Source organism: Streptomyces syringium (genome assembly GCF_017876625.1).
In the GTDB taxonomy this organism is placed as follows: domain Bacteria; phylum Actinomycetota; class Actinomycetes; order Streptomycetales; family Streptomycetaceae; genus Streptomyces; species Streptomyces syringius.
Genome location: NZ_JAGIOH010000001.1, coordinates 4,134,412 through 4,158,394 on the forward strand (window position 1 = coordinate 4,134,412; position 23,983 = coordinate 4,158,394).

Genomic DNA, 23,983 nt, shown 5'->3' on the forward strand with positions numbered 1-23,983 from the left:
GCGTCGGTCCCCGGGTACGGGGTGGTGAACATGGCCACTGGCTAGACGGCCTTGTCGCGGTTCCTCAGTTCGAGCGTGAGCCCGAGAGCCTGGGCGATCTTCGCGATGGTCGCGGTTGTGACGTCATGGTTCGCCTCGACTCGAGCGATGGTCGGGCGGGAGACGCCCGATTTTTCACCGAGTTCCGCCTGCGACCACCCGTGCTTCCTTCGAGTCTCGCGGATGGTGTCGCCGAAGTTCACCTGCTCGGGCTCGCTCATGCCCCCGGCTCCTCGCTGCCGGACTTCGCATTCGGGACGGAGCGGTGCTGGGCGTGAAGTGCGTCCGCAGCGATATCCGCGATCTGCTCAAGGAATGCCGGGTCAGTCATGTACGACTGGATCTCCTGCGACTCGCTGACCGTCTTCAGCACGGCGAGCCCGACGGCTCCGCTGAATCCCTCGGACGCTTTGAGTTGTGCGATGGTGTTGTTCTTTGCCATCGCCACGGCCTCCTCGTTTGCGTCGAGGAATCCCCAGAACGTCGTAATGAATCCAGAAACGCTCTCCGGGCTCACGTCGACGCCCTTGGCCCGGAACATCTCGTTGACCTTGTCTATGGCCTCGTCTAGCGGACCGCGCTTCGGCGCGGCCTCGCCCTTGTACTCGCCGTCGAAGCTCGGGAGCTTGATGGCATCACCGCTGCCCTCGCTCAGCGAGTGGTCCTCGTTGATGGCGGACGGAACGAGCTTGACCCCCGAGAGCTGCACTCCTTCGAGGTAGCTGTCGTCGTAGTTGTTCCCGTTGGTGTGGAGATTGCGGGCCAGCAGCGTCGCGAGGATCGCGCGGCGGTGCAGCTCGGGGTCCTGGTAGTCGACGATCTGGCTGAGGAACTGCCAGGCATTGCGGTAGCCGAGCACATCCACGCGGAAGCCCTGCAGCGCCTCCTTCCGGGCCTTGTCCTTGGACAGTACGGCTTGCCGCCACTGCCCAGTCCAACGGTTCTTGATCGGCGAAAGAGCCTTGGCAATGGCCTCTCCGCCGGCATCGTCCAAGAAGGCGTCAGCGACCGCGTCCATCTCCTCGTGGGAGTAGAGCCCCGCAGTGTCGAGCCGCTCGCCAATCGTGACCAGTGCATTGGGATCGACGTCGCCGTCGACGTGCGCATCGGAGTAGTAGAGCTTGAAGTCTTTTTGGATGCTCGCCGGAGTGTTGCGGAAGTCGACGACCATCGGGGCGGTCTTGCCAGGGTAGATGCGGTTCAGCCGCGAAAGCGTCTGGACCGTGGCGACGCCGGAGAGCTTCTTGTCAACGTACATGGCCATGAGGCGCGGCTCGTCGAAGCCGGTCTGGAACTTGTTGGCGACGATGAGGACCCGATAGATCCCCTCCTCGCGGAATGCCTTGGCGACATCGCCGCGGCCGTTGAGCGAGACTTCGGTGACCGTATCGCCAGCCTCGTCGGTGAGCGAACCGGAGAACGCGACCAACGTGCTCATGTCGGTGTAGCCCTGGGCCGCGATGTAGTCGTCCATCTTCCTCGACCAGCTGAGCGCCTCGATGCGCGAGCTCGTCACGACCATCGCCTTCGCTTCACCGTCGAGCATGTGCATCACGTTTCGGCGGAAATGCTCGATCACGACGCGGACCTTCTGCGCGATCGCGGTCGGGTGGAGGCGGGCATAGCGCACGATGTTGGAGACAGCCTCACCGGTGTTGACATGGATTTCGGTTTCGCCTTCCTCCCCGTCAAGGGTCTTCTTCACCCGGAGGAACATGTCGTAGGTCGAGTAGTTCGTGAGCACGTCGAGGATGAAGCCCTCCTCGATCGCCTGCGCCATCGTGTAAGTGTCGAAGGCCTCCCAGCGACCGTCGCGTTCAGTACCGAACAGGCGCAGTGTTTTCGCCTTAGGCGTCGCGGTGAGCGCGATGAAAGTGATGTTGCTGGAGGCGGCAATGGCCGAGTCCTTGGCCAACAGCAGGTCGTCAGCACCGATGTCGTCTTCATCCACGTCGAGCTCGATGTCGGCGAGCAGCTCCTTGAGCTGACGAGCGGTGGAGCCCGACTGAGAGGAGTGCGCCTCGTCCGCGACCACGGCCCAGCGCCTGCCGCGCAGCTCCTGAGTGTCCTCGATCAGCTTCATGACCTCGGGGAAGGTCTGCAGGGTGCAGGTGATGATGTGGTCGCCCTCGACGAGCGCCTTCTTCAGCTGCGGCGACTTCGCACCGGACTTCTCGCCGACGGTGACGACCAGCCCCTTGCTCGACTGCACGAGGCTCATGTCGTCGCGGATGTTCTCATCGAGGACGGTGCGGTCGGTGACGACGATGACAGAATCAAAGGTCGACTTCGAGTCGGCGCTCATGTGGCGGATCAGCCTGTGGCTGAGCCACGCGATCGTTTTCGTCTTCCCCGAACCGGCCGAGTGCCAGATCAGGTAGCGCTTGCCCGTGCCGTTTTCCTCGATGTCGGCCACAACCCGCTCGACGGCGCGCAGCTGGTGGAAGCGGGGGAAGACCAGACGGCCATCGCCCCTCTTGCCGGACTTGCTCGGCTCGAAGAGCGCGAAGTCCTTGAGGATGCGCATGAACATCGGGCGGGCGAGGATCTCGCGCCACAGATAGTTCGTCGACGAGCCGGTGCCCGACGGCGGGTTGCCCTCATGGCCCTCATTGCCCTGGTTGAAGGGCAGGAACATCGTGTCCCCGGCCTCGAGCTTCGTGGTCATGTAGACGAGGTCGTTGGACACCGCGAAGTGCACGAGAGCTCGGCCGGGCGCGAGCAGCGGACGGTTCTTCCCGGGCTTGCGGTCCTCCTTGTACTGCCGGATCGCGTGGTTGACCGTCTGCGTGTTGTCGGTCTTCAGCTCCAGCGTCGCTACAGGCAGACCGTTCGCGGTGAGCACGACGTCAAGGGTCTCGGTGGTCGTGGTGTCGAAGCGGACCTGGCGAAGGATCCGCAGGCGCACGGCGGCAGCGGCCTCGACTACCTCGGTGAGGTTAGGGTTCGCCGGCGGGAACGCCATCATCGGCCCGAACTTCGCGGTGGGCCGTCCGACCTGGGCGTAGGTGAAGCCCTTGCGCAGCACGCCGAGCAGCCCGCCCACCGGATGCCCCGTGGTCGGGTCCATCCTCGTGACCTTGGCAAGCTCTTTGGTGATGTGCTGGAGCAGCTTGCGCTCGGCGTCGGTCTTCTGACCCTCGACCAGGTCGCCGGGCACCGCCTTCTCGTACTCGTCCGGGTACTGGGTGCTGAGCCAGTGCAACACGTCGCTGGGAATCATCGCGAGTCCGACGTCCCAGCTGGTCGGCTTGCCATCGCCCTCGTAGAGCCAACCCCGCTCGGCGAGCTCGGCGCAGAGGTTGCTCTCGAACTCCAGCTCCATCAGCTGCGCGTGGCTCATACGACTTCCTTCCGTCCGGTCACCACATCGGTGATGAGCGCGGTGCGGCGCTCGATGAGCAGTTCCTTCAGCTCAGCAACCTTCGCCAGCATTGCATCGGTTTTGGCAGTAGCCGCGTCAAGCTCGTCCGCGATACGAATCTGTTCGTTAAGCGGCGGCAATGGGACGGGCGTCGCGTCGAGCACTGTCTTAGTGACCCGCTGAGCATTGGGGCGGACACCAGTTGCGATGGCTGCGAAGTAGTCGATGTACCGGGAGCTGCGGAAAAGGTGGTGCACGTAGCGCGGCTCGAACCTCTTCGAGATCCAGAACGCCTTGTAGTCCGGGCTGATGTAGCCCGTCAGAGACGACACGCCGAGCCCGCCATGATTGAGCCACATCATGTTCGCGGCGAGCTGGCCGGGCCTCACGACGCGGTACTTCGAGACGTCGAGAGATGCCTGCTGCCCGTCGGTGCGGGTGTTCAGTTCGACTCCTCGGTACTCCGAGATAGAGAGGAGCGGACCCGGCGGGTCATCGCCGTTCCGCTCGGTGCTCTCGAAGAAGTCGTATCCGAACTTCGTGCGCTCCCAATGGTCGGGAATGCTCGAGGTGGGCGAATGAGCATCCAGAGGAGCATTGCTATGCCCCCCCAAAAGGCCGCAGACCATGCCAGTGCGAACCACAGCGTCGCGGTGTCGCAGCACGCTTGCCAGATCATCGAGCCTGCTGATTGTCTCCTCGATCTCACCCGTCTCTCGATCAAGGTATTTGCTAATGATGGTCTGAACATCGCGCGACACATCGAGCACCTTGTACTCCTGCACAAAGCGCGGTGTAATTCGCCGGAGGTTCCCCACGCCTTGCAGCGAATGCGCTCCTTCGTTCAGGAAGGGCTGACTCTGAAATGAATACTGCAGGAACCTCGGATCGGTTTCATCGTTCGCTCTAACGACGTGAACCTCGGTAGAGGCGAGACCACAGGTAGAGGGGATATCCGCGATGATCGTGCGTCCAGCTTCGAACGTCGGCGTGATCTTCGGAACGAGGATATCCCCTCGTCGGAACTGCGTGTAGCTCAACTTCGACGACCATGGCAAGGTGCGGCTGTAATCGCACTTTGCGCCAGGCCAAATCGCCTCCAGCGGCATGAAAGTGACGACGGTGCCGTCAGCCATGGACTTGAAGTCAGCAGTTACGGGATTGACTTCTGCAAACTTCCAAACCGGGGCAAATGATTTCACTCCGCGCTCACCGCCCGGAACATATCTCCCAGCTCGCCCATGATCTTTTCCACGTCGGAGTCGATCTCTGCGAGAGGGCGAGGTTCCTTCGGAACGTAGAAGAGCCGCGTGAACGGAATATCGGTACCCTGCTTCGCCTTGCTCTCGTCCCACTTCGCGCCGGGAGCGTACGGCAGCACTTTGCGTGCCATGTGGTCGTCCAAGTCTTCGCTCAGGGGCACACGCTCCGTGAGCTTCCAGCCCGGGACGATTACAGGCTTGCCCTTTCGGTCGACAGCGAGCGGCGCGGAGTCATCAGGCACGCCCATGGCCTTCATGACCGCGTCAACGAGGCCCACGGGGGCTTTCAGCCCAGCTGCCTTCGCGGCTTGAGGGAATGTCTTCGGGAGGTCGTTCCACGGCATGTCGTCAAGAGAGCGCAGGACCGCGACGTGGTCTTCGGTGAAGTCTCGGCGACTGCGCAGCGCCTCGACTGCTGTATCGCTGAAGCGCGTTGTGAAGCGCGCCTGCTTGTACACCGGCACGTCACGGAACATGAAGTCTTCACGAGCCATTACACGAGAGATCGCAGGATCGGCGTACTCGAACGCCTTGTAAGCTTCAAGCAGCCGGGCTCGATGGTCCTTCCCCATCTCGCGGCGCTTCTCGCCCATGGGCTTCCGCAGCGAGTCCCACTGGTCGGAGCCGTCGATGAGCTGGATCTTGCCCTTGCGCTCGGATTCCTTGTTCGTGTCGAGGATCCAGACATAGGTTGCGATGCCCGTGCCGTAGAACATGCTCGTGGGTAGCGCGATGATGGTGTCAATGAGGTCCTCTTCGAGGAGCCACTGACGGATTGCGTTCGGGCCGTTGTCGCTATTGAACAGCGGCGACTGGTTCGAGACCACTGCAGCTCGCCCGCCCTGACCGTTCTTGGTCGCAGGGCTAAGTTTCGAGGCGCAGTGAGCCAGGAAGAGCATCTGTCCGTCGGATGTGCTGGGAAGACCGTGGCTGAAGCGGGAACCGTGCACCTTCGCCTGCTTCCGCACCGACTCCTCCTCAACCTCCCAGTCGATGCCGAACGGAGGGTTCGAAAGCACGTAGTCGAAGGTTTGCCCCTCGTAGAGATCCTCCACGAGGGTGTTGCCCTTCTTGATCGCGTCGGGACGGCCGCCCTGGATGAGCAGGTCTGCCTTACCGAGCGCGAACGCGGACGGCATGAGTTCCTGGCCGTAGAGAGTGACGTCGACCTTCTCGTTGGTGCGTTTCAGCGCCTCCTGCGCGATCAGCAGCATGCCGCCGGAGCCAGCCGTCGGGTCGTAGACCGAGCGCGCGGCATGGTCGGACGCAATCGTGTCGTCGTCGTTGCTGATCAACACGTCGACCATGAGCCGGATGGCGTCTCGCGGCGTGTAGAAGTTGCCGGCTGCCTTGCCCTTCTTATTGAAGGCCCGGTACATGACGTCCTCGAAGACGTCACCCATCCCCATGTTGCTGAGCCTGTTCGGGCTGAGGTCGAGTGTGGAGAAGTGCTTGACGACGGCGTGCAGGCGGTTGGCGTCGGCGAGGACCTTCGCGCGCCGGTTAAAGTCGAACGAGACCCAAATGTCAGCGATGTTGTGCGAGAACCCGTCAACGTAGCTCTTGAGGGACTTGTCCACGTTGTCATCGACCGAAGCGATCGCGGCGAGGTCGAGCGGCGAGACGTTGTAGAAGCCCAGCCCGAACTTGTCCTTGACCGCGATGTCGATCAGATGCGGGGGCAGCGAGCCGAGCGAGGCGACGAACTTCGCCACTTCCTCCTTCGAGTCGGCGAGCATGCACTCTAGTCGCCGGAGGACCGTGAACGGCAGGATGTAGTCGCCGTAGTCTTCCTCGTCAACGATGTTGCGCAGGTACTTGTCCGCCGTATCCCAGACGATGCGCGCCGTCATGCTCCTGGATGACATCGTGTGATCTACCATGCCTGCTCGTTCCTACTCGTCACCGCCATCTGATGTATCAGAAACATTACATGAGCGCTGTATCAGGAACGTGTCATTTACGTGGTTCTGAGGCAACGATGGTCCTGCTTGGCGTTAGCGGACATTAAGTCCGTTTCTGGTAGTGGCCTCGTCCTGACTGGGTGAGGAAGCCCTGGCGGGTGAGGCATCCGAGACGGCTGCGGGTGATGCTGACGGATGCCTCGTCGGTGGGCATGCCGAGGAGTTGGTGCAGCTTACGAGCTCGGAACGCCTGGCCGAGGTGCTGGTTGAAGCGTTCACGATGGCCTGGTAGGCGGTGTTCGTCTCGGGCGGTTCGGGTTCGGCGATGACCTTCCGGGTGGTGGCCAGGTCCGAGAGTCGCGCCTCGGTCTCGGCCAGGAGCGCGGTCGAGTGCTCGATCTGATCGCGCAGTTCACTGGCCCGGGCTGTGGTCTCGTCATGCTGGGCCTGGAGTCCGCCAGGGGCTCGATGACGTCCACCCGGCCAGTCCGAGGGCGTTGCGCCAGGCGGGACTCGGTGTGGCGAGGCGGCGGGCCACGTTCGCGATGGAGGCCAGTGGACGCGAGAGGCGGAGGTGTCGGGGTGGTGGTCGTACTCGCGGGCCGGGCGGCGGTGCAGCACCAACGTGCCGTTGACCTGCTCCGCGATCCACCGCTTGGGCTGCGGGACGAAGCCCTTGTCCTGGTCTTCAGGGTTGCAGCGGACGACCTCGATGTCGCTGTCCAGCAGGACCCCGTGGACGGTGACCTCGTCCTTGAAGCCCTGATCCGTCAGGACCTTCTCCAGGCGGTTGTCGCACCGCTCGGCGGCCTGGTCGAGCAGGGCGGTGCCGGCGGCAATGTCGTGCGTGGAGGCGGCCAGGACCGCGACGCCGATCAGCCCCAGAACGTCGACGTCCAGTACCCGCTTGATGCCCGACATCTTCTTGTCGGCGTCCAGTCCCGTCGTAGTCTTCGGGACACCCGCAGCCGCGCGCACGGACTGGGTGTCGACGATCATGAGGGACGGGCTCTCTCCCGCACCTAGCAGCGCAGGAGTTCCCGGATCCGCTGATCCAGCCCGTCCTGGCGCCAGAGCGTGGTAGTAGAAGACCGCCGACCAGGCCGGGAAGTCATTGGGCGGATAGCGCCACTGGCACCCCGTTCGGCTCTGGTAGAAGATCGCGTTCACGGCCTCCCGCAGGTCGCAGGCCCCGGGTCCCCGGTCGCCGACCGCGCCACCCGGTCCTGCCTCCAGGCAGTGATCATCGGATCGATCAACACCGACTGCTTGTCCGACAAGTCGCTGCGGTACGGCTCTCGCTCCCTGGTTCGCATCTCGGCATGAACACGCCCGGCAGGTAGACGACGTGGCGATCAGTACCACGATCAAGCGATCACGGACCGAGGGAGATTGGGCTTAGCGGCAACTGAGACCAAAACTGAGACCACACACGTTGAAGGGCCCCACCGCAAGCGGTGGGGCCCTTCGACATCGTGCCCGGTGAGGCACTGGCGGAGGATACGAGATTCGAACTCGTGAGGGGTTGCCCCCAACACGCTTTCCAAGCGTGCGCCCTAGGCCACTAGGCGAATCCTCCGCCGCAAACAATACAAGACGTTGAGGGGTGCTCGCGAACACCTCCCTCGGAGGTGGGTGCCGGGGAGAGGTCGAGGGAGGTTCGGGAGAGGTTCCGGGGGAGGGGAGGGCGCGAGCATCGCCCGGGATCGGCTAGGCTGAGGGCAAGCCCCTCACGTGGCGCTATCTCACCTAACTCCCCCAGGGCCGGAAGGCAGCAAGGGTAAGTGGGCTCTGGCGGGTGCGTGGGGGGCCCTTGCGTTTCCCGGGGGCCGCAGCGGGCTCCCGGCGGGGGCCCGGGCTGTGATCGAGACCACTTGTCAGTGCGGCCCGATATCGTCGTAGGTGTGTCGTCCCTCGCGCTATACCGCCGCTACCGCCCCGAGTCCTTCGCAGAGGTCATCGGGCAGGAGCATGTCACCACCCCGTTGCAGCAGGCGCTGCGCAACAACCGGGTCAATCACGCGTATCTGTTCAGCGGTCCGCGCGGCTGTGGCAAGACGACCAGCGCGCGCATCCTCGCCCGCTGTCTGAACTGCGAGCAGGGCCCCACGCCCACGCCGTGCGGCGAGTGCCAGTCCTGCCAGGACCTCGCGCGCAACGGCCGCGGTTCCATCGATGTCATCGAGATCGACGCCGCGTCCCACGGTGGCGTGGACGACGCCCGTGAGCTGCGCGAGAAGGCCTTCTTCGGGCCCGCCTCCAGCCGCTACAAGATCTACATCATCGATGAGGCGCACATGGTCACCTCGGCGGGCTTCAACGCCCTGCTGAAGGTGGTCGAGGAGCCGCCGGAGCACCTCAAGTTCATCTTCGCGACCACCGAGCCCGAGAAGGTCATCGGCACGATCCGGTCGCGTACGCACCACTACCCCTTCCGGCTCGTCCCGCCGGGCACGCTGCGCGAATACCTGGGCGAGGTCTGCGGCCGCGAGGCGATCCCCGTCGAGGACGGCGTGCTGCCGCTGGTCGTGCGGGCCGGTGCCGGGTCCGTGCGTGACTCGATGTCCGTGATGGACCAGCTGCTGGCCGGTGCCGCCGAGGACGGTGTGACATACGCCATGGCGACGTCCCTCCTCGGCTACACGGAGGGCTCGCTGCTCGACGCGGTGATCGACGCCTTCGCGGCCGCCGACGGCGCCGCGGCCTTCGAGGTCGTCGACCGCGTCATCGAGGGCGGCAACGACCCCCGCCGCTTCGTCGCGGACCTGCTGGAGCGGCTGCGCGATCTCGTGATCCTCGCCGCCGTGCCCGACGCCGTGGAGAAGGGGCTCATCGACGCCCCCGTCGACGTCGTGGAGCGCATGCAGGCGCAGGCGTCCGTCTTCGGCGCCGCCGAGCTGAGCCGCGCCGCCGACCTGGTCAACGAGGGCCTCACGGAGATGCGCGGGGCGACGTCCCCGCGGCTCCAGCTGGAGCTGATCTGCGCGCGGGTGCTGCTGCCCGCCGCCTTCGACGACGAGCGGTCCGTACGGGCCCGGCTCGACAAGCTGGAGCGCGGCGCCCTCGCCGGTGCCTTCGTGAGCGCGCCGCAGGGTGCCCCCGCGATGGGCTACGCCCCGGGGCCGCAGGCCCACGACCCGGCGGCCGCCGCGGGTCTCACCGGCCCCGCCGCCGCCCGCGCGGCGGTCTCGGGCGCACCCGCCGCGGCTCCGGCCGCGCCCGTCGCCCCGGCCCCGGCCGCCGAGCCGCAGCCCGTACAGCCCCAGCCTCAGGCCCAGCCCCAGGCCGCGGCCGGCGCCTGGCCCACCGCGGCCGGCAGTCCCGAGAACGGCGCAGCGGGCGGCACCGCAGCAGGTGGCACGGCGAGCGCCCCGGCGAGCGGCAGCAGGCCCGGCGCCTGGCCGTCCGCTGCCGCGCCCGGCGCGCCCGCCCCGGCCGCACCACCGGCCGCGCCCGCCCCGGCGCCTCAGGCCGGAGCCTGGCCCTCCGCCGCGGCTCCCGGTCAGGCACCGCCCGCGCCCGCCCCGGCGGCGGCCCCGGCCGCGCCCGGTGGCTCGTACGGCCAGCAGCAGCCGCAGAGCGGCGGTGACCCGTCCCAGGTGCGGCAGATGTGGCCGGACATCCTGGAGGCGGTCAAGAACCGCCGCCGTTTCACGTGGATCCTGCTCAGCCAGAACGCCCAGGTCGTCGGCTTCGACGGCAGCACGGTCCAGGTCGGCTTCTCCAACGCCGGAGCGCGTGACAGCTTCGCCAACAGCGGCAGCGAGGACGTCCTGCGCCAGGCGCTCAGCGACGCGCTCGGCGTGCAGTGGAAGGTCGAGCTGGTCGTCGACCCCTCCGGCGGCGGCAGCGCGCCCGGCGGTGGCTTCGGAGGCGGCCCGGCCGGTGGTGCGGGCGGCTTCGGCGGGTCCTCCGGCGGCGGGGGCGGCTTCGGCCAAGCCGCACCGGGTGCCCCGGGCGGCTTCTCCGGAGGCCAGGGCGGCGGCGCCCCCGCCGCGCCCCGGCCGGCACAGGCCGCCACCGCGGCGCCCGCGGCCCCGCCCGCCGCCCCCGCTCCGCAGGCGCGGCAGGCCCCGGCGGCGCCCTCGGCCGGGCAGTACCAGCCGTCCCAGCCGCCCCGGGAGCCCGAGCCGCGGCATGTCGCGATCGAGGACGACATGCCCGCCGAGGACGACCCGGATCTTGATGACACCGCGCTGACCGGCCACGATCTGATCGTGCGCGAGCTGGGCGCGACCGTCATCGAGGAGATCGCCAACGAGTAGGCGGCGCGTGGGAGCCCGGGGCCACGGACCGCGGGCGACGCGAGGGCGCCGCCCGCGCCCCCGGGCGCTCCCGGACTTCTTCCGACGGCGTAGGGCGCGGCGCGCGACGAGCACGTAGGCTCGGGCTACCGAAGCAAATCGTCGTCGACAGCCAGGAGCTAACCCGTGATTCCCGGTGGTGGCCAGCCGAACATGCAGCAGCTGCTCCAGCAGGCCCAGAAGATGCAGCAGGACCTCGCCGCGGCCCAGGAGGAGCTGGCTCGGACCCCGGTCGAGGGCACGGCGGGCGGTGGCCTGGTGAAGGCCACGGTCACCGGTGCCGGCGAGCTCCAGGCCCTGGTCATCGACCCCAAGGCCGTGGACCCCGAGGACACCGAGACCCTCGCGGACCTCGTCCTCGCCGCGGTGCGCGACGCCAACGCCACCGCACAGCAGTTGCAGCAGCAGAAGCTGGGCCCGCTGGCACAGGGCCTGGGCGGCGGCGGCATCCCCGGTCTGCCGTTCTGACCGGTCTGCCGTTCCGGCCGGTCCGCCGTTCCGGTCCCGGGCGGCAGCGGGCCGTCCGACCGGCGGTCCGCGACCGCTGAAACATCCGTAAACCGAAGAAGCGAAGAATCGAAGAAGGAGAATCCGATCCGTGTATGAAGGCGTGGTCCAGGACCTCATCGACGAGTTGGGCAGGCTGCCCGGCGTCGGTCCCAAGAGCGCGCAGCGGATCGCCTTCCACATCCTCCAGGCCGAGCCGGCCGACGTCCGCCGGCTCGCCCACGCACTGACCGAGGTCAAGGCGAAGGTCCGGTTCTGCGTGGTCTGCGGCAATGTGGCGCAGGAGGAGCGGTGCCGGGTCTGCTCCGACCCGCGCCGCGATCTCGCGGTGATCTGTGTCGTGGAGGAGTCCAAGGACGTCGTCGCGATCGAGCGGACGCGGGAATTCCGCGGTCGCTATCACGTGCTCGGCGGGGCGATCAGCCCCATCGAGGGCGTGGGCCCGGACGACCTGCGGATCCGTGAGCTGCTGGCGCGGCTCGCGGACGGCACGGTCACCGAGCTGATTCTGGCCACCGACCCCAATCTTGAGGGTGAGGCCACGGCCACGTACCTCGCGCGCATGGTGAAGCCCATGGGTTTGAAGGTCACGAGGCTGGCCAGTGGTCTGCCTGTGGGTGGAGATCTGGAATATGCCGACGAGGTCACGCTCGGGCGTGCCTTCGAAGGGAGACGACTTCTCGATGTCTGACGCAACGCTTCACGACGCCAAGCGCGATCCGGATGATTTCGCGGTCCAGATCGCGGACTCGATCGAGAGCTTCATCGTGGCGGTCGCCGAGGTGTCCCGAGGCGACGAGCCCGACAGTGCTGTTCCCTTCCTGCTGCTGGAGGTCTCCCAGCTCATCCTGACCGGTGGTCGGCTGGGCGCCCACGAGGACTTCCTGCCGGACGAGCGGTACGAACCGGACGTGGGCCCGGAGCCGGACGTCGACGAGCTGCGCGAGCGGTTCGCGCGGCTGCTGGACCCGGTCGACGTCTATTCGGAGGTCTTCGACCCGTACGTGCCGCGCAGCATGCCCGTCGCGTGCCGGATCTCGGACGACCTGGCCGACATCATCACCGACCTGCGGCACGGCATGGCGCACTACCGCGACGGCCGCGTCAGCGAGGCGCTGTGGTGGTGGCAGTTCTCCTACCTCTCCAACTGGGGCCCGACCGCCTCCGCCGCGCTGCGGGCGCTGCAGTCGCTCGTCGCGCACGTACGCCTGGACCAGCCGCTGGACGAGCTGGGCGGGCTGGACACGGACGACGCCGCGGCGGAGGAGCAGCTGGCCGAGGAGGCGGGCAAGGTCATGGCGGCCGAGATCGCGGGCCCACTGGGACTGCGCTCGATCTGAGCCGTGTGAGCTGGCTTACGTTCCCGTGTGCGCTCCGGCGATACGGGCAGGGACCGTCGCGGACGGGCGCGGCCGGGTGTGACAGGGACGTCGCACGCGCTGCCGCGCCGGTCATGTGGTGAGCATGGTGTCTCACCATGTGATATTGGCGAGGTGGATTCGGCCTGCTCGTTAGACTGGGTCGACCTCATTACATATAGCTGCGAGGAGCGCACGTGGGCCTTGTCGTGCAGAAGTACGGAGGCTCCTCCGTTGCCGATGCCGAAGGCATCAAGCGGGTTGCCAAGCGAATCGTGGAAGCCAAGAAGAACGGCCACCAGGTGGTCGTCGTGGTTTCCGCGATGGGTGACACGACGGACGAGTTGATCGATCTCGCCGCGCAGGTTTCGCCGATCCCTGCCGGGCGCGAGTTCGACATGCTGCTGACCGCCGGAGAGCGAATCTCCATGGCGCTGCTGGCGATGGCGATCAAAAACCTCGGTCACGAGGCACAGTCGTTCACCGGCAGCCAGGCCGGAGTCATCACCGACTCGGTCCACAACAAGGCGCGGATCATTGATGTCACGCCGGGCCGCATCCAGCAGTCCGTCGACGCGGGCAACATCGCGATCGTGGCCGGTTTCCAGGGTGTGTCCCAGGACAAGAAGGACATCACCACCCTGGGCCGCGGCGGTAGTGACACCACCGCCGTCGCGCTGGCCGCCGCGCTGAACGCCGAGGTGTGCGAGATCTACACCGACGTCGACGGGGTCTTCACCGCCGATCCGCGGGTCGTGAAGAAGGCCCGGAAGATCGAGTGGATCTCGTTCGAGGACATGCTGGAGCTGGCGAGCTCCGGGTCCAAGGTGCTGCTGCACCGCTGCGTCGAGTACGCACGCCGTTACAACATCCCGATCCACGTGCGCTCGTCCTTCTCGGGGCTCAAGGGCACATGGGTCAGCAACGAACCGCAAGGGGACCAGCCGATGGAGCAGGCGATCATCTCGGGGGTTGCCCACGACACGTCCGAGGCGAAGGTCACGGTCGTCGGGGTGCCGGACAAGCCGGGCGAGGCCGCGACGATCTTCCGCGCGATCGCGGACGCCGAGATCAACATCGACATGGTCGTGCAGAACGTCTCGGCCGCGTCCACCGGTCTGACCGACATCTCCTTCACGCTGCCGAAGACCGAGGGCCGCAAGGCCATCGCGGCGCTGGAGAAGACGAAGGACAGCATCGGCTTCGACTCGCTGCGCTACGACGACCAGATCGCCAAGATCTCGCTGGTCGGCGCCGGTATGAAGACCAACCCCGGGGTCACCGCGACGTTCTTCGAGGCGCTGTCGAACGCCGGCGTGAACATCGAGCTGATCTCGACCTCCGAGATCCGCATCTCGGTCGTCACCCGCGCCGACGATGTGAACGAAGCGGTGCGTGCCGTGCACACGGCCTTCGGCCTGGACACCGAGAGCGACGAGGCGGTCGTCTACGGGGGCACCGGTCGATGACCGACGGCCATGCGGCCCGTACCGCGCGTACGGGCCGTAAGCCCACCCTCGCCGTCGTCGGCGCGACCGGCGCCGTCGGGACGGTCATGCTCGAGATCCTGTCGCAGCGCGAGGACGTCTGGGGCGAGATCCGTCTCGTCGCGTCCCCGCGCTCGGCGGGCCGGAAGCTGACCGTCCGGGGCGAGGAGGTCGAGGTCGTCGCGCTGAGCGAGGAGGCCTTCGAGGGCGTCGACGTCGCGATGTTCGACGTGCCCGACGAGGTCTCCGCGCGCTGGGCGCCGATCGCGGCCGCCAAGGGCGCGGTCGCCGTGGACAACTCCGGCGCCTTCCGGATGGATCCGGACGTGCCGCTGGTGGTGCCCGAGGTGAACGCGCACGCGGCCCGGATGCGGCCGCGCGGGATCATCTCCAATCCCAACTGCACCACCCTGTCGATGATCGTCGCGATGGGGGCCCTGCACGCCGAGTTCGGCCTGAGCGAGCTGATCGTCTCCTCGTACCAGGCGGCTTCCGGCGCGGGCAAGGACGGCGTCGACACCCTGCGCGCGCAGCTCGCGGCCGTCGTCGGCACGGAGCTGGGCACGCAGCCCGGCGATGTGCGGCGCGCGGTCGGGGACACGACGGGGCCGTTCCCGGCTCCGCTGGCGCTGAACGTCGTGCCGTGGGCCGGTTCGCTCAAGGAGGACGGCTGGTCCTCCGAGGAGCTCAAGGTCCGCAACGAATCCCGCAAGATCCTCGGGCTGCCGGACCTGCGGGTCACCGCGACCTGTGTCCGGGTTCCGGTGATCACCACGCACTCGCTGACCGTGCACGCGCGGTTCGAGAACGAGGTGACGGTCGCCCAGGCGCACGAGATCCTCTCCAACGCGCCGGGGGTCGTGCTCTTCGACGATCCGGCCGAGGGCGAATTCCCCACGCCCGCCGATGTCGTGGGCACCGACCCGACATGGGTCGGCCGGGTGCGGCGCTCGCTGGACGATCCGAAGGCGCTCGAACTCTTCGTCTGCGGCGACAACCTGCGCAAGGGCGCGGCCCTCAATACCGCCCAGATCGCAGAAGTCGTGGCGGCGGAGCTGACGGCCCCGTAATACTTGGGGGACGTGTGAAGGTCCTGTGATCAAGTCGTTGGTCCGGACCTCTTGAACTGGGCAGACGATCTGTTCGACGATTCGCTCCCCGCCCACTGCAACCACAGCAGGGCGGGGAGCGTCTTTGTTGCCGTCTCTCGCGGCGGTACCAAAATCGGGGTATTCGGGAAGAGCTGGTACGCATGAGGGCATATGACGCATCGTCATTCGGCGCGTCGACAAACGCGGTGCCTTGCGCGTACAACCCTGACGGGGGGAAGCGTGTCCAACAGGCGTGGCAGAGGTCATCAGCATCGCAACCGCCCCGAGGCGGAGCAGCGCCGCGGCGCGCCCGCGTTCGCGCACGTCGGGCGGCATGCCGGTGATCGCCCCCTGGTCCGCCACCCGCCCCGCGCAGATTCCCCCGCAGCGTGGGGACGCTGACGAGGCGATGGCTGCGGGCACCACAGTCGACCACCTCACCGAGACCTACCGCGCCCATTACCGGTCGCTGCTCGGCCTCGCCGCCCTGCTCCTGGACGACACCGCCTCCTGTGAGGACGTGGTGCAGGAAGCCTTCATACGGGTGCATTCCGCACGCAATCGGGTCCGTGACCCGGAAAAGACCCTCGCCTATTTGCGGCAGACTGTCGTCAATCTGTCCCGCTCCGCGCTTCGCCGCCGCATTCTCGGGCTGAAGCTTCTCTCCAAGCCGATGCCCGATATGGCGAGCGCGGAAGAGGGCGCGTACGAACAGCTGGAGCGCGACCAATTGATTCAAGCGATGCGTGGACTGCAGCGCCGCCAGCGCGAGGTCCTGGTCCTGCGCTATTTCGCCGACATGACCGAGGTGCAGGTCGCCGAGACGCTGGGCCTTTCGCTCGGCTCGGTCAAGGCGTACGGCTCGCGGGGCATCGCGGCGCTGCGCGTGGCCATGGAGGCCCCGGCATGAACCACCACTTCCCGGGCGGTCGCCGGAACCAGGACGTCCGTAAGGATCAGGAGCCTGGCCAGGACTGTCCCATCGATCAGGTCGGTCAGGTCGGTCAGGGCGGTCACGTCGGACAGGGCTTCGGTAGGGGTACGACGGCCGGCGGCGGCGTGAACGGCGGCGGCGTGAGTGATGTCGGCGTGGGCGATGCCGATGTGACTGATATCGATGTGAGTGATGTCGACGAGCAGGCGCTGCGCCGGCTGCTGCACGGCGCCGTCGGCGACCTCGAGCCCTCCGCCGACGCGCTGGAGCACCTGCGGCGTGCCGTCCCCGCCCGGCGCACGCGGCGTCGCCAGGTCGTCGTCGGCGTGGCGGCGGCCGTGATCCTCGGCGGTACGGCCATGCCCGCGCTGCTGCGCGTCGCCACCACCGGCGGCACCGCCGACGACCATCCGGCCAACGCCGCGAGCAGCCAGCAGACCGAGGCGGGTGCCGCCGAGGGGCGGCGCAGCGGCGGTGAGGGCGAGGAGCCCGAGAAGGGCTCTTCCCACCCGGCCGACCGCAAGGACGAGGAGCACAAGGAGGAGCGCAAGGGAGAGGACGCCCGCCCCGAGAGTCACGCGGGCGGCGCCACGGGCGGCCCCCTTCCCGGCCCCACCAGCACCCTCGCCGCGACCTCGCCGACCTGTGACCGCAACCAGCTCGGCAACGGCGCGGGCAGCGTCGGCGTGGCCGACCGTGAAGGCCGTGTCTACGGCTCCTTCCGCGTCGTCAACGTCTCCCACGCCGTGTGCACGGTGGGTGGCCCGGGCGCCGTCGACGTCGCAGGCCAGGGCAGCGCCGACACCTCCCGCGTCTCCGTCGTGGACCACACCGCCGGTGACGCCGCGACCGGGCTGCCCGACCCGTCCACCGAGCCCAGCGAAGTGATCCTCCAGCCCGGACAGGCCTATGAGGTCAAGTTCGCCTGGGTCCCGGCGTCCGGCGGCGGGCCGAGCGGCTGCGCCAGCGAGGGCGGAGGCGGCGCCTCCCCGTCGCCCGTCGCGAGCACGCCCCCGGCCTCCGGCACCACGGCCATGGACCAGCCGACGGGCCAGGACACCCCTGAGCCGAAGCCGCCGGCGAGCGTCGTCATCAGCCACACCCCGGACACCGGCGAGCCCACCGCCGCGGACGCGAAGATCAACGACGCCTGCGCCGGCACGGTCTACCGCACCGGTCCGCTCGCCACCAAGCCGTAGCGCGCGGCCCTGCGGGGCCGGTGCGAGCGTGCGGCTCCTCCGGGCCTCCCGGCCGGACCGGCCCTGGTGGGGCTGCGCCGGATCGGCTGCGTCAGGTCGGGCCGGGTCGGCTGGGCCGGACCGGGGAACGGGAGCGGAGCCCGGCGGAGCGGCCCGGCCGCCCGGAACGGGAGGGGCCGGTGCCACCCGGTGGATCCGTGCCCGTACCGTGGTGGTGTGTATCGGTTCCTGCTGACTCCCCGCTGGTGGGGGATCAACGTCTTCGCCGTGCTGGCCATCCCCGTGTGTCTGTTCATGGGCAGCTGGCAGCTCGGCCGCTTCGAGTCGCGCGTCGACTCGCACCGCGAACAGCAGACGCAGGCCGACAGCGCCCGCACCGCCGCTGCCGAGCCGCTGCGCGATCTGCTGCCGGTGAGCACCGAGACCTCCGGCCGCCAGGCCACCGCGACCGGCCGCTACGACGCCGCGCACCAGCTGCTCGTACCGGACCGTGACCTCGAGGACCGCAAGGGCTTCTACGTCCTGACCCTCCTCCGGACCGACGGTGGCAAGGCCCTGCCCGTCGTACGGGGCTGGCTGCCCGGCGACGCGAGCTCCCGGGCCGACGCCGCCAAGGTGCCCGCCCCGCCCGCCGGCCACGTCACCGTGACCGGCGCGCTCCAGGCCTCGGAGAACGTCGGCTCCAAGGGCGTACGGGCCGGCGGTGGCCTGCCCCAGGGGCAGCTCGGTGTGATCAGCGCGGCTTCGCTGGTCAACCTCGTGCCGTACCAGGTGTACGACGCGTGGATCACTGCCCCCGAGGCATCGGGCGCCATGGTCCCGGTGCCCCCGTCGGCGGCCCCCGGCAGTGGCCTCGACCTCAAGGCCTTCCAGAACCTCGGCTACACGGGCGAGTGGTTCGCCGTCGCCGGCTTCATCGTCTTCATGTGGTTCCGGCTGTTCCGCCGGGAGACGGAAGCCGCCCGGGACCTGGCGCTCGGCATCACCCCCGAGCACCCGGACGGTCCGGGCGGCTCAGATGGCGCTCCGCAAAAGCGATCTCCAGCCGAAGCTGCTTGATCCGCTCCTCCACCACCAGCGAGCCGTGCCCCGCGTCATAGCGGTACACCTCGTGCGGATGGCCCCGCTCCGCGAGCCGGTCCACGTAGTTCTCGACCTGCCGGATCGGGCAGCGCGGGTCATTCATGCCGGCGGAGATATAGACCGGGGCCCGGACGTCGTCGACGTACGTCAGCGGTGACGACGCGGCGTAGCGCTCCGGAACCTCCTCCGGGGTGCCGCCCAGCAACGTACGGTCCAGGGCCTTCAGCGCCTCCATCTCGTCGTGATAGGCCGTCACATAATCCGCCACGGGGACCGCCGCGAGACCCAGCGCCCAGGCGTCCGGCTGGGTGCCGAGGCCCAGCAGGGTCAGGTACCCGCCCCACGAGCCGCCCGCCAGGACCAGCCGGTCCGGGTCGGCGAGCCCGCTCGCCACGGCCCAGTCCCGCACTGCCGCGATGTCCTCCAGCTCGATCAGCCCCACCCGGTGCTTGAGCGCGTCCGTCCACGCCCGGCCGTAGCCGGTAGAGCCGCGGTAGTTGACCCGCACGACCGCGAAGCCGTGATCCACCCAGGCCGCCGGGCCGGCGGCGAAGGCATCGCTGTCGTGCCAGGTCGGACCGCCGTGGATGTCGAAGACGGTCGGGAACGGCCCCTCGCCCGCGGGCTTCTGCACCAGCGCGTGCACATCGCCGCCCGGCCCCGGCACCCACGCGTCGCTGACCGGCACCGAGTCCGGGGCGCTGCCGACCCCGTGGGCCGGCGTCGGCGGGTCCAGCACGACCCGCCCGCTCGTGGACCGCACCACCGGCGGCTTCGCGGCCGAGGACCAGAGGAACTCCACGGTCCCGTCCGGACGCGGCAGGGCCCCGGACACCGTGCCCTCCGGCGTCTCCAGCCGGGTCAGCCCGCCGCCTGCCAGGTCGTACCGCCACAGCTCGCTGCGCGCCTGGTAGCTGTGCTCGATCAGCAGGGCGGAGCCGTCCGGATACCAGTCCGCGCCCAGGTCACCGGGCAGCTCGACGGAGAGCGTCGTCTCCTCGCCCGTCACCGGGTCCCACAGCAGGGGCTCCCAGCGGCCGCGTCGCTGGTGCCCGACGAGCAGCCGGGAGTCCCCGTCGACGGGCGCGAAGCCCATGACGGACAGCCCCAGTTCCTCGGTGCCGCCCCGGGTGTCGTCCAGCTCGGCGACGGGCGTGCCGTCCGCCCGGACGACACGGATCGCCGAGTGCATGGCGTCGCCGTGCTCGGTGTGCTCGATCGCGATCAGCGTGCCGTCGTGGGAGAGGTCGCCGACGCCCGCCGACTCCGCGTGGCGGTAGATCTCCACGGGCTCGGCCCCGGGCCGCACGACGTGGATCGTCGAGCCGCCCTCGTCCGTGGACCGCCCTACGACGGCCGTGCCGTCCCGGCCGAGGGCCAGCCCGTCGGGGTAGGAGGGATCGAGTCCGGGCGTCGCGGGCTCGTCCTCCCCGCCGTGGAAGGGCTGCCGCATCCAGACGCCGAACTCGTCGCCGTCCTTGTCCGAGAACCACCAGATCCACTCGCCGTCCGGGGACAGCAGGCCGCCCGTCGTCCCGTTCGGCCGGTCGGTCGCCTGCCGCTGCGCGCCCGTCGCCCGGTCCCATGCGTACAGCTCGAAGGTGCCCGTCACGTTCGACGTGAAGAGCGACCGGTCCGGGGCGTCCTCCGCCCACCTCGGCAGCCCTACCCGCGGCGCCCGGAAGCGCCTCTCCCAATCCGGCATGGACCCGTCGGCCCCCATGGACCCGTCGCCCCGCTGGGGCCCGTTGCTCTCAGTCATGCCCCCCATTCTGCGCCGAACGGGCGACAACGTGCTCGGAGCTGCCTCAGCCTGTGGATAACTCCCCCGTCGCCGACGCCAACTGCCAGGACCCGGAGGCGGACCGGCCAACCGGGCCCGGCAGATCCTCATCGGCACCGGCACCAATCCCGCCTCCGGAACCCCCGGGGAATCCACCCTGCCGACGGTGAGAACCGATGCCCGCAGCGGGCATCCATTCGGAGGTGCGGCGGAGTAGGCTCGGCTCACCGGGAATTCTTCGCGCACCGGCTTCACGCAGGTGCCGTTCTCGGCGAGCCATCAGTCCGGGCAGGCGGAGACGCGCCCGGAGACGGGCCCGCGTCATGATGACGACCCATACCTCGACGACGCCCCTGATCGATGGCGCGCCGTCGCTGCCGGTGCGCTTTTTCCTCAATACCGCCCCCACCGGGACGGGGCCGGTGGACGGTGCCTGGTGGCCCTACTCCCGCGATCTCACCGAGGAACTCCCCGCCCTGGCCGCGGCGTTGGAGCTCCCCTGGGGGCGCATCACCCGGGTCGCGGTGAACCCCGCCCACTGGCCCGTCATCCCCGGCAAAGTCCCCGTGGGCACACGGGTGGTGCACGTGGGCTGGTTCGTTGAGCAGGACCCCCACGATCTGCTGCTGCTCTCCTTCCGTGTCGGTCGCTGGGACCTGCTGGTGATCCCTCCGGAGACCGCCCCCGAGACCGCCGCCCGCCTGATGGCCGCCGCCGGCGACCCCCACAACCGGCTCAAGGCGAGCGGCCTCATGGCCGCGGCGCAGGACGACTGAACGAGGGAGACGACAGGGGAGTCCGACAGCGCACACAGCCAGGGGCAGACGCTGCCCCGCCGACCTCGCGACGACATCTGAAAGGCTCACCACGTGACCGGCACCACGAGCGAACCGACCATCGCCCCGCAGCAGGCACTCCTACCGGCCCGATTGGTCCTGGCGGGGCCGGACACCGGACTCCGCCGGACCGACGGAGCCTGGTGGCCCCGCTCGCACGACCTGGCGGGCGAACTGCCCGCTCTGCTCATGGCGCTGAACGCGCGGTGGGGCCGCATCACCCGGATCACGGTCGACAGCGGCATGTGGCCCGTCAGTCCCCGCCGGATGACTCTCGCGGGCCGGATGGTGCATCTGAGCCGCTGCGGTACCCCGGCCGGCCGGCACAAGATCTGTCTGCTGTCCTACGGCGTCGGCCGTTGCGACCTGCTGGTCGTGCCGCCCGAGTCACCACCGGACGAAGCCCGCCACCTCATGGACGAGGCCCGTGACATGCCCTCTTCCCCAAAGAGCCCCCGATGAGGTTCACAAAGCACCCCGGAAACCATTCAGGGGCCTTACGAAGAAGGGGTGGCGGGGTTACCTGTCGCCCTGATGCCTTGGCGAGTTGCAGGTCGCGTTGCGTCCGGCACGGGCCGCGGTGCCCGTGCCGGAGCTCGGCGGGTCGCCGTCTGGTTCCACATTGATGAGGTGCTGTCATACCGCTCACGCCGTGGGCGTGGCGTGGGTTTCGATGAAGTCGGTCACGAGCTTGACGAAAGCGTCCTCCTGCTCGAAGAACATCACGTGACCCGCGTCGAGCTCGGCGTAGCTGCTGTGCGGGATTGCGGCGTGCAGGGCGCGGCTGTGCTCGACGGGGACCGTGATGTCCTGGCTGCCGCCGAGGACGAGGGTGGGGGCCTGGATACGGGGCAGCAGGTGGCGGATGTCGACCTGCAAGTCGTAAGCGATGTGGCGCAGGGTGCCCTTGGTGGGTGGCATGTTGGGGATCAGGGCCTCGAACTGTTCACGGCCGATGGTGTTGAGGAAGCCACGGCTGAAGCCGGTCATCGCTACGGCGCGGCCGAACGACGCAGGGTCACTGGTTCCCAGGTTCTGCCACAGGGTGAAGAGGCTGGTCAGGTACTCGTCACTGTCGGTGTGGGCCCAACCGGCCACCAGGATCAGCCGTCGTACGAGGTCGGGGCGCAGGGCGGCGACGGTGGCGGTGACGGTGGAACCCATGGAGAAGCCGAGCAGGTCGACCGGTCCGTCGGCCACGTCCTCGATGACGGCGATGACCTGGGCGGCGAGCCCTTCGGCGGTCAGTGGGGCACCATCATCGAGGGTGTTTTCGGTGCCCGACAGGTCGGGTGTGATCACCGTGCGGTGGGCGGTGAACCGGGGCTTGGTCCGACCCCAGTTGACGGCGGCGCCTGCTGATCCGGTGCCGTGCACCAGGACGAGCGCGGGGCCGGTGCCGGTCTTCTCGTAGTGAACCTGTGCGCCGCCGACGGTAATGGTGGCCATGGAACGCTCCCTGTGTGGTGGTCGGGGCACGGTGCTCCCGGGCCCCGACTCACACTGCCGCCGTGGCGGACGGGCCGGGAGAGGCCTCTTCACCCTGGGATCGGGGGTCCCTGGTTGAGCCGTCGAGGGTGTAGCAGGATGATCACCATGACGATCGACCGTGACGGACTCGCCGACTTCCTGCGCCGCTCCCGCGACCGTGTGCGCCCGCAGGACGTGGGGCTTCCCGTCGGCACGCGGCGCCGTACCCCGGGCCTCCGTCGCGAGGAGATCGCCCAGCTTGCCGCGATGTCGGTCGACTACTACATCCGTCTCGAACAGGGCCGTGGCCCGCAGCCCTCCCCTGAGATGCTCGCCGCACTGGCCCGCGCCCTGCGCCTGTCCGACGACGAACGCGACCACCTCCACCTCCTCGCCGGCCGGCGCCCGCCCGCCGGCCGCATCTCCGGCGACCACGTGAGTCCGGGACTGCTCCACCTGCTGGACCAGCTGCCCACCACCCCGGTCCAGGTACTCGGCGACCTCGGTGACGTCCTGGCTCAGAACGCTATGGCCGAAGCGCTCCTGGGCGGGGTGTGCACTGTGTCCGAGCACGGGCGCAACGTGGTCTGGCGCTGGTTCACCGACCCGGCGCAGCGCACCGCGTACCCGGCCGACGAGCACGACCACTACAGCCGGCTCCACGTGGCCGATCTGCGGGCGGCCGCGGGCCGCCGCGTGGGCGACCCTGCCGTGACGCGCCTGGTGGAGCGGCTGAGGAAGGCGAGTGAGGAGTTCTCCGGCTTGTGGGAGCTGCACGAGGTCGCGGTGCGCAGAGCATCGCGCATGCGCATCGTGCACCCGCTGATCGGCCCCGTCGACTTGGACTGCCAGGTGCTGTTCGCGCCGGAGGGCGACCAGCGGGTGGTCCTCCACACCCCGCCCGTCGGCAGCGACACCGCCGAACGCCTCGCCCTGCTGAAGGTCGTTGGCACCGGCCAATTCTCCACGCCCCGCTGACAATCAGGCGCCACCGAGGTCCGTACCCGGAGGATCACTCGCTGGTCCTCAACCGCACTTCAGGTCTTACGGCCTTCGCATGACCTGCACGGCGTGCGGGGTCCGCACCGAAGTGCACCCCATGACGACCTCAGGGCCTGCCCCCCAGGGGATGCGTGTTCCGGCTACGGAGCCGAAGCGTGCCGGCTCCGTATCGCGAAGGGAATCACCCGTACGGGCTCCGGCACGCCGACCGGACATGGATGGAGGAGCTGGGGACGGAGAAGGTGCTCATGGATGAGCGCATGGGTCACATCGACGGTTCGGTCTCGGCTCGCCATTCCCATGTGACGCAGGCCATGCGCGACCTCTGGGAGACGATCCCAAGATCATCTCCCGGTTTCT

The 23,983-nt window shown here is 68.6% G+C and carries 19 protein-coding genes, 1 tRNA gene, 1 other RNA gene and 2 pseudogenes; 14 read left to right on the forward strand and 9 right to left on the reverse strand.

Annotated elements, in window-relative coordinates; genetic code table 11:
- Positions 1–41: 41 nt before the first annotated feature.
- From JO379_RS18375 to JO379_RS18405, 7 genes and pseudogenes are all read right to left on the reverse strand, one after another.
- Positions 42–260 (reverse strand): helix-turn-helix transcriptional regulator, encoded by a 219-nt coding sequence (locus tag JO379_RS18375; RefSeq protein ID WP_209515898.1) that lies wholly within the window; start codon positions 258–260, stop codon positions 42–44.
- Complete coding sequence (locus tag JO379_RS18380) at positions 257–3,382, reverse strand: type I restriction endonuclease subunit R (protein WP_209515901.1); 3,126 nt, start codon at positions 3,380–3,382, stop codon at positions 257–259. Before JO379_RS18380 ends, JO379_RS18375 begins: the two co-directional genes overlap by 4 nt.
- Positions 3,379–4,539, reverse strand: coding sequence for a restriction endonuclease subunit S (locus tag JO379_RS18385; RefSeq protein WP_209515904.1), 1,161 nt, complete (start codon positions 4,537–4,539; stop codon positions 3,379–3,381). The genes JO379_RS18380 and JO379_RS18385 overlap by 4 nt, the downstream gene beginning before the upstream one ends.
- 62 nt (positions 4,540–4,601) lie before the next feature.
- On the reverse strand, positions 4,602–6,518 hold the full coding sequence (locus JO379_RS18390) for a type I restriction-modification system subunit M (protein WP_209515906.1): 1,917 nt from the start codon (positions 6,516–6,518) through the stop codon (positions 4,602–4,604).
- A 144-nt stretch (positions 6,519–6,662) separates the two neighbouring features.
- Entirely contained in the window at positions 6,663–7,568 is a 906-nt protein-coding gene (locus JO379_RS33330) for a transposase (RefSeq protein WP_245382258.1), read from the reverse strand.
- 135 nt (positions 7,569–7,703) lie between these two features.
- Positions 7,704–7,934: pseudogene (locus JO379_RS33335) on the reverse strand (hypothetical protein); the annotation flags it as partial.
- Between the two features lie 126 nt (positions 7,935–8,060).
- Positions 8,061–8,148, reverse strand: a tRNA-Ser gene (locus tag JO379_RS18405).
- 143 nt (positions 8,149–8,291) lie between these two features.
- On the opposite strand from JO379_RS18405, the gene ffs reads away from it, so the two are divergent.
- From ffs to JO379_RS18455, 10 genes are all read left to right on the forward strand, one after another.
- An RNA gene (gene ffs / locus JO379_RS18410) (signal recognition particle sRNA small type) lies at positions 8,292–8,386 on the forward strand.
- 87 nt (positions 8,387–8,473) lie between these two features.
- On the forward strand, positions 8,474–10,834 hold the full coding sequence (locus JO379_RS18415) for a DNA polymerase III subunit gamma and tau (RefSeq protein WP_209515909.1): 2,361 nt from the start codon (positions 8,474–8,476) through the stop codon (positions 10,832–10,834).
- A 165-nt stretch (positions 10,835–10,999) separates the two neighbouring features.
- Positions 11,000–11,341 (forward strand): YbaB/EbfC family nucleoid-associated protein, encoded by a 342-nt coding sequence (locus JO379_RS18420; RefSeq protein ID WP_130878401.1) that lies wholly within the window; start codon positions 11,000–11,002, stop codon positions 11,339–11,341.
- A gap of 130 nt (positions 11,342–11,471) precedes the next feature.
- A complete protein-coding gene (gene recR, locus JO379_RS18425) occupies positions 11,472–12,071 on the forward strand; it encodes a recombination mediator RecR (protein WP_130878400.1) in 600 nt (199 codons plus the stop codon).
- Entirely contained in the window at positions 12,064–12,720 is a 657-nt protein-coding gene (locus tag JO379_RS18430; protein ID WP_130878399.1) for a DUF5063 domain-containing protein, read from the forward strand. The genes recR and JO379_RS18430 overlap by 8 nt, the downstream gene beginning before the upstream one ends.
- A gap of 215 nt (positions 12,721–12,935) precedes the next feature.
- Positions 12,936–14,207 carry an aspartate kinase gene (locus tag JO379_RS18435; protein WP_130878398.1) on the forward strand — a complete coding sequence of 424 codons (1,272 nt, stop codon included), beginning with the start codon at positions 12,936–12,938 and terminating at the stop codon, positions 14,205–14,207.
- A complete protein-coding gene (locus JO379_RS18440; protein ID WP_130878397.1) occupies positions 14,204–15,295 on the forward strand; it encodes an aspartate-semialdehyde dehydrogenase in 1,092 nt (363 codons plus the stop codon). Before JO379_RS18435 ends, JO379_RS18440 begins: the two co-directional genes overlap by 4 nt.
- Before the next feature lie 355 nt (positions 15,296–15,650).
- On the forward strand, positions 15,651–16,226 hold the full coding sequence (locus JO379_RS18445) for a SigE family RNA polymerase sigma factor (RefSeq protein ID WP_242626134.1): 576 nt from the start codon (positions 15,651–15,653) through the stop codon (positions 16,224–16,226).
- 194 nt (positions 16,227–16,420) lie between these two features.
- Positions 16,421–17,449, forward strand: coding sequence for a hypothetical protein (locus tag JO379_RS18450; RefSeq protein ID WP_307842049.1), 1,029 nt, complete (start codon positions 16,421–16,423; stop codon positions 17,447–17,449).
- Positions 17,450–17,665: 216 nt separating this feature from the next.
- Complete coding sequence (locus JO379_RS18455; protein ID WP_209515916.1) at positions 17,666–18,508, forward strand: SURF1 family protein; 843 nt, start codon at positions 17,666–17,668, stop codon at positions 18,506–18,508.
- Here the strand turns inward: JO379_RS18455 and JO379_RS18460 are convergent.
- A complete protein-coding gene (locus JO379_RS18460) occupies positions 18,432–20,294 on the reverse strand; it encodes a S9 family peptidase (RefSeq protein WP_372449095.1) in 1,863 nt (620 codons plus the stop codon). The genes JO379_RS18455 and JO379_RS18460 overlap by 77 nt on opposite strands.
- Positions 20,295–20,638: 344 nt before the next feature.
- Between JO379_RS18460 and JO379_RS18465 the strand changes: the two genes are divergently transcribed.
- On the forward strand, positions 20,639–21,091 hold the full coding sequence (locus JO379_RS18465; RefSeq protein WP_209515919.1) for a DUF5994 family protein: 453 nt from the start codon (positions 20,639–20,641) through the stop codon (positions 21,089–21,091).
- A 93-nt stretch (positions 21,092–21,184) separates the two neighbouring features.
- Entirely contained in the window at positions 21,185–21,613 is a 429-nt protein-coding gene (locus JO379_RS18470; protein ID WP_130878393.1) for a DUF5994 family protein, read from the forward strand.
- A 183-nt stretch (positions 21,614–21,796) separates the two neighbouring features.
- Here JO379_RS18470 and JO379_RS18475 read toward each other — a convergent pair whose 3' ends face one another.
- On the reverse strand, positions 21,797–22,600 hold the full coding sequence (locus JO379_RS18475) for an alpha/beta fold hydrolase (RefSeq protein ID WP_209515922.1): 804 nt from the start codon (positions 22,598–22,600) through the stop codon (positions 21,797–21,799).
- A gap of 138 nt (positions 22,601–22,738) precedes the next feature.
- Here JO379_RS18475 and JO379_RS18480 point away from each other — a divergent pair, with 138 nt between their 5' ends.
- Both JO379_RS18480 and JO379_RS33340 read left to right on the forward strand, forming a co-directional pair.
- Entirely contained in the window at positions 22,739–23,599 is an 861-nt protein-coding gene (locus tag JO379_RS18480) for a helix-turn-helix transcriptional regulator (RefSeq protein ID WP_130878391.1), read from the forward strand.
- A 171-nt stretch (positions 23,600–23,770) separates the two neighbouring features.
- Positions 23,771–23,943 (forward strand): annotated as a pseudogene (locus JO379_RS33340) (LacI family transcriptional regulator); the annotation flags it as partial.
- Positions 23,944–23,983: the final 40 nt, after the last annotated feature.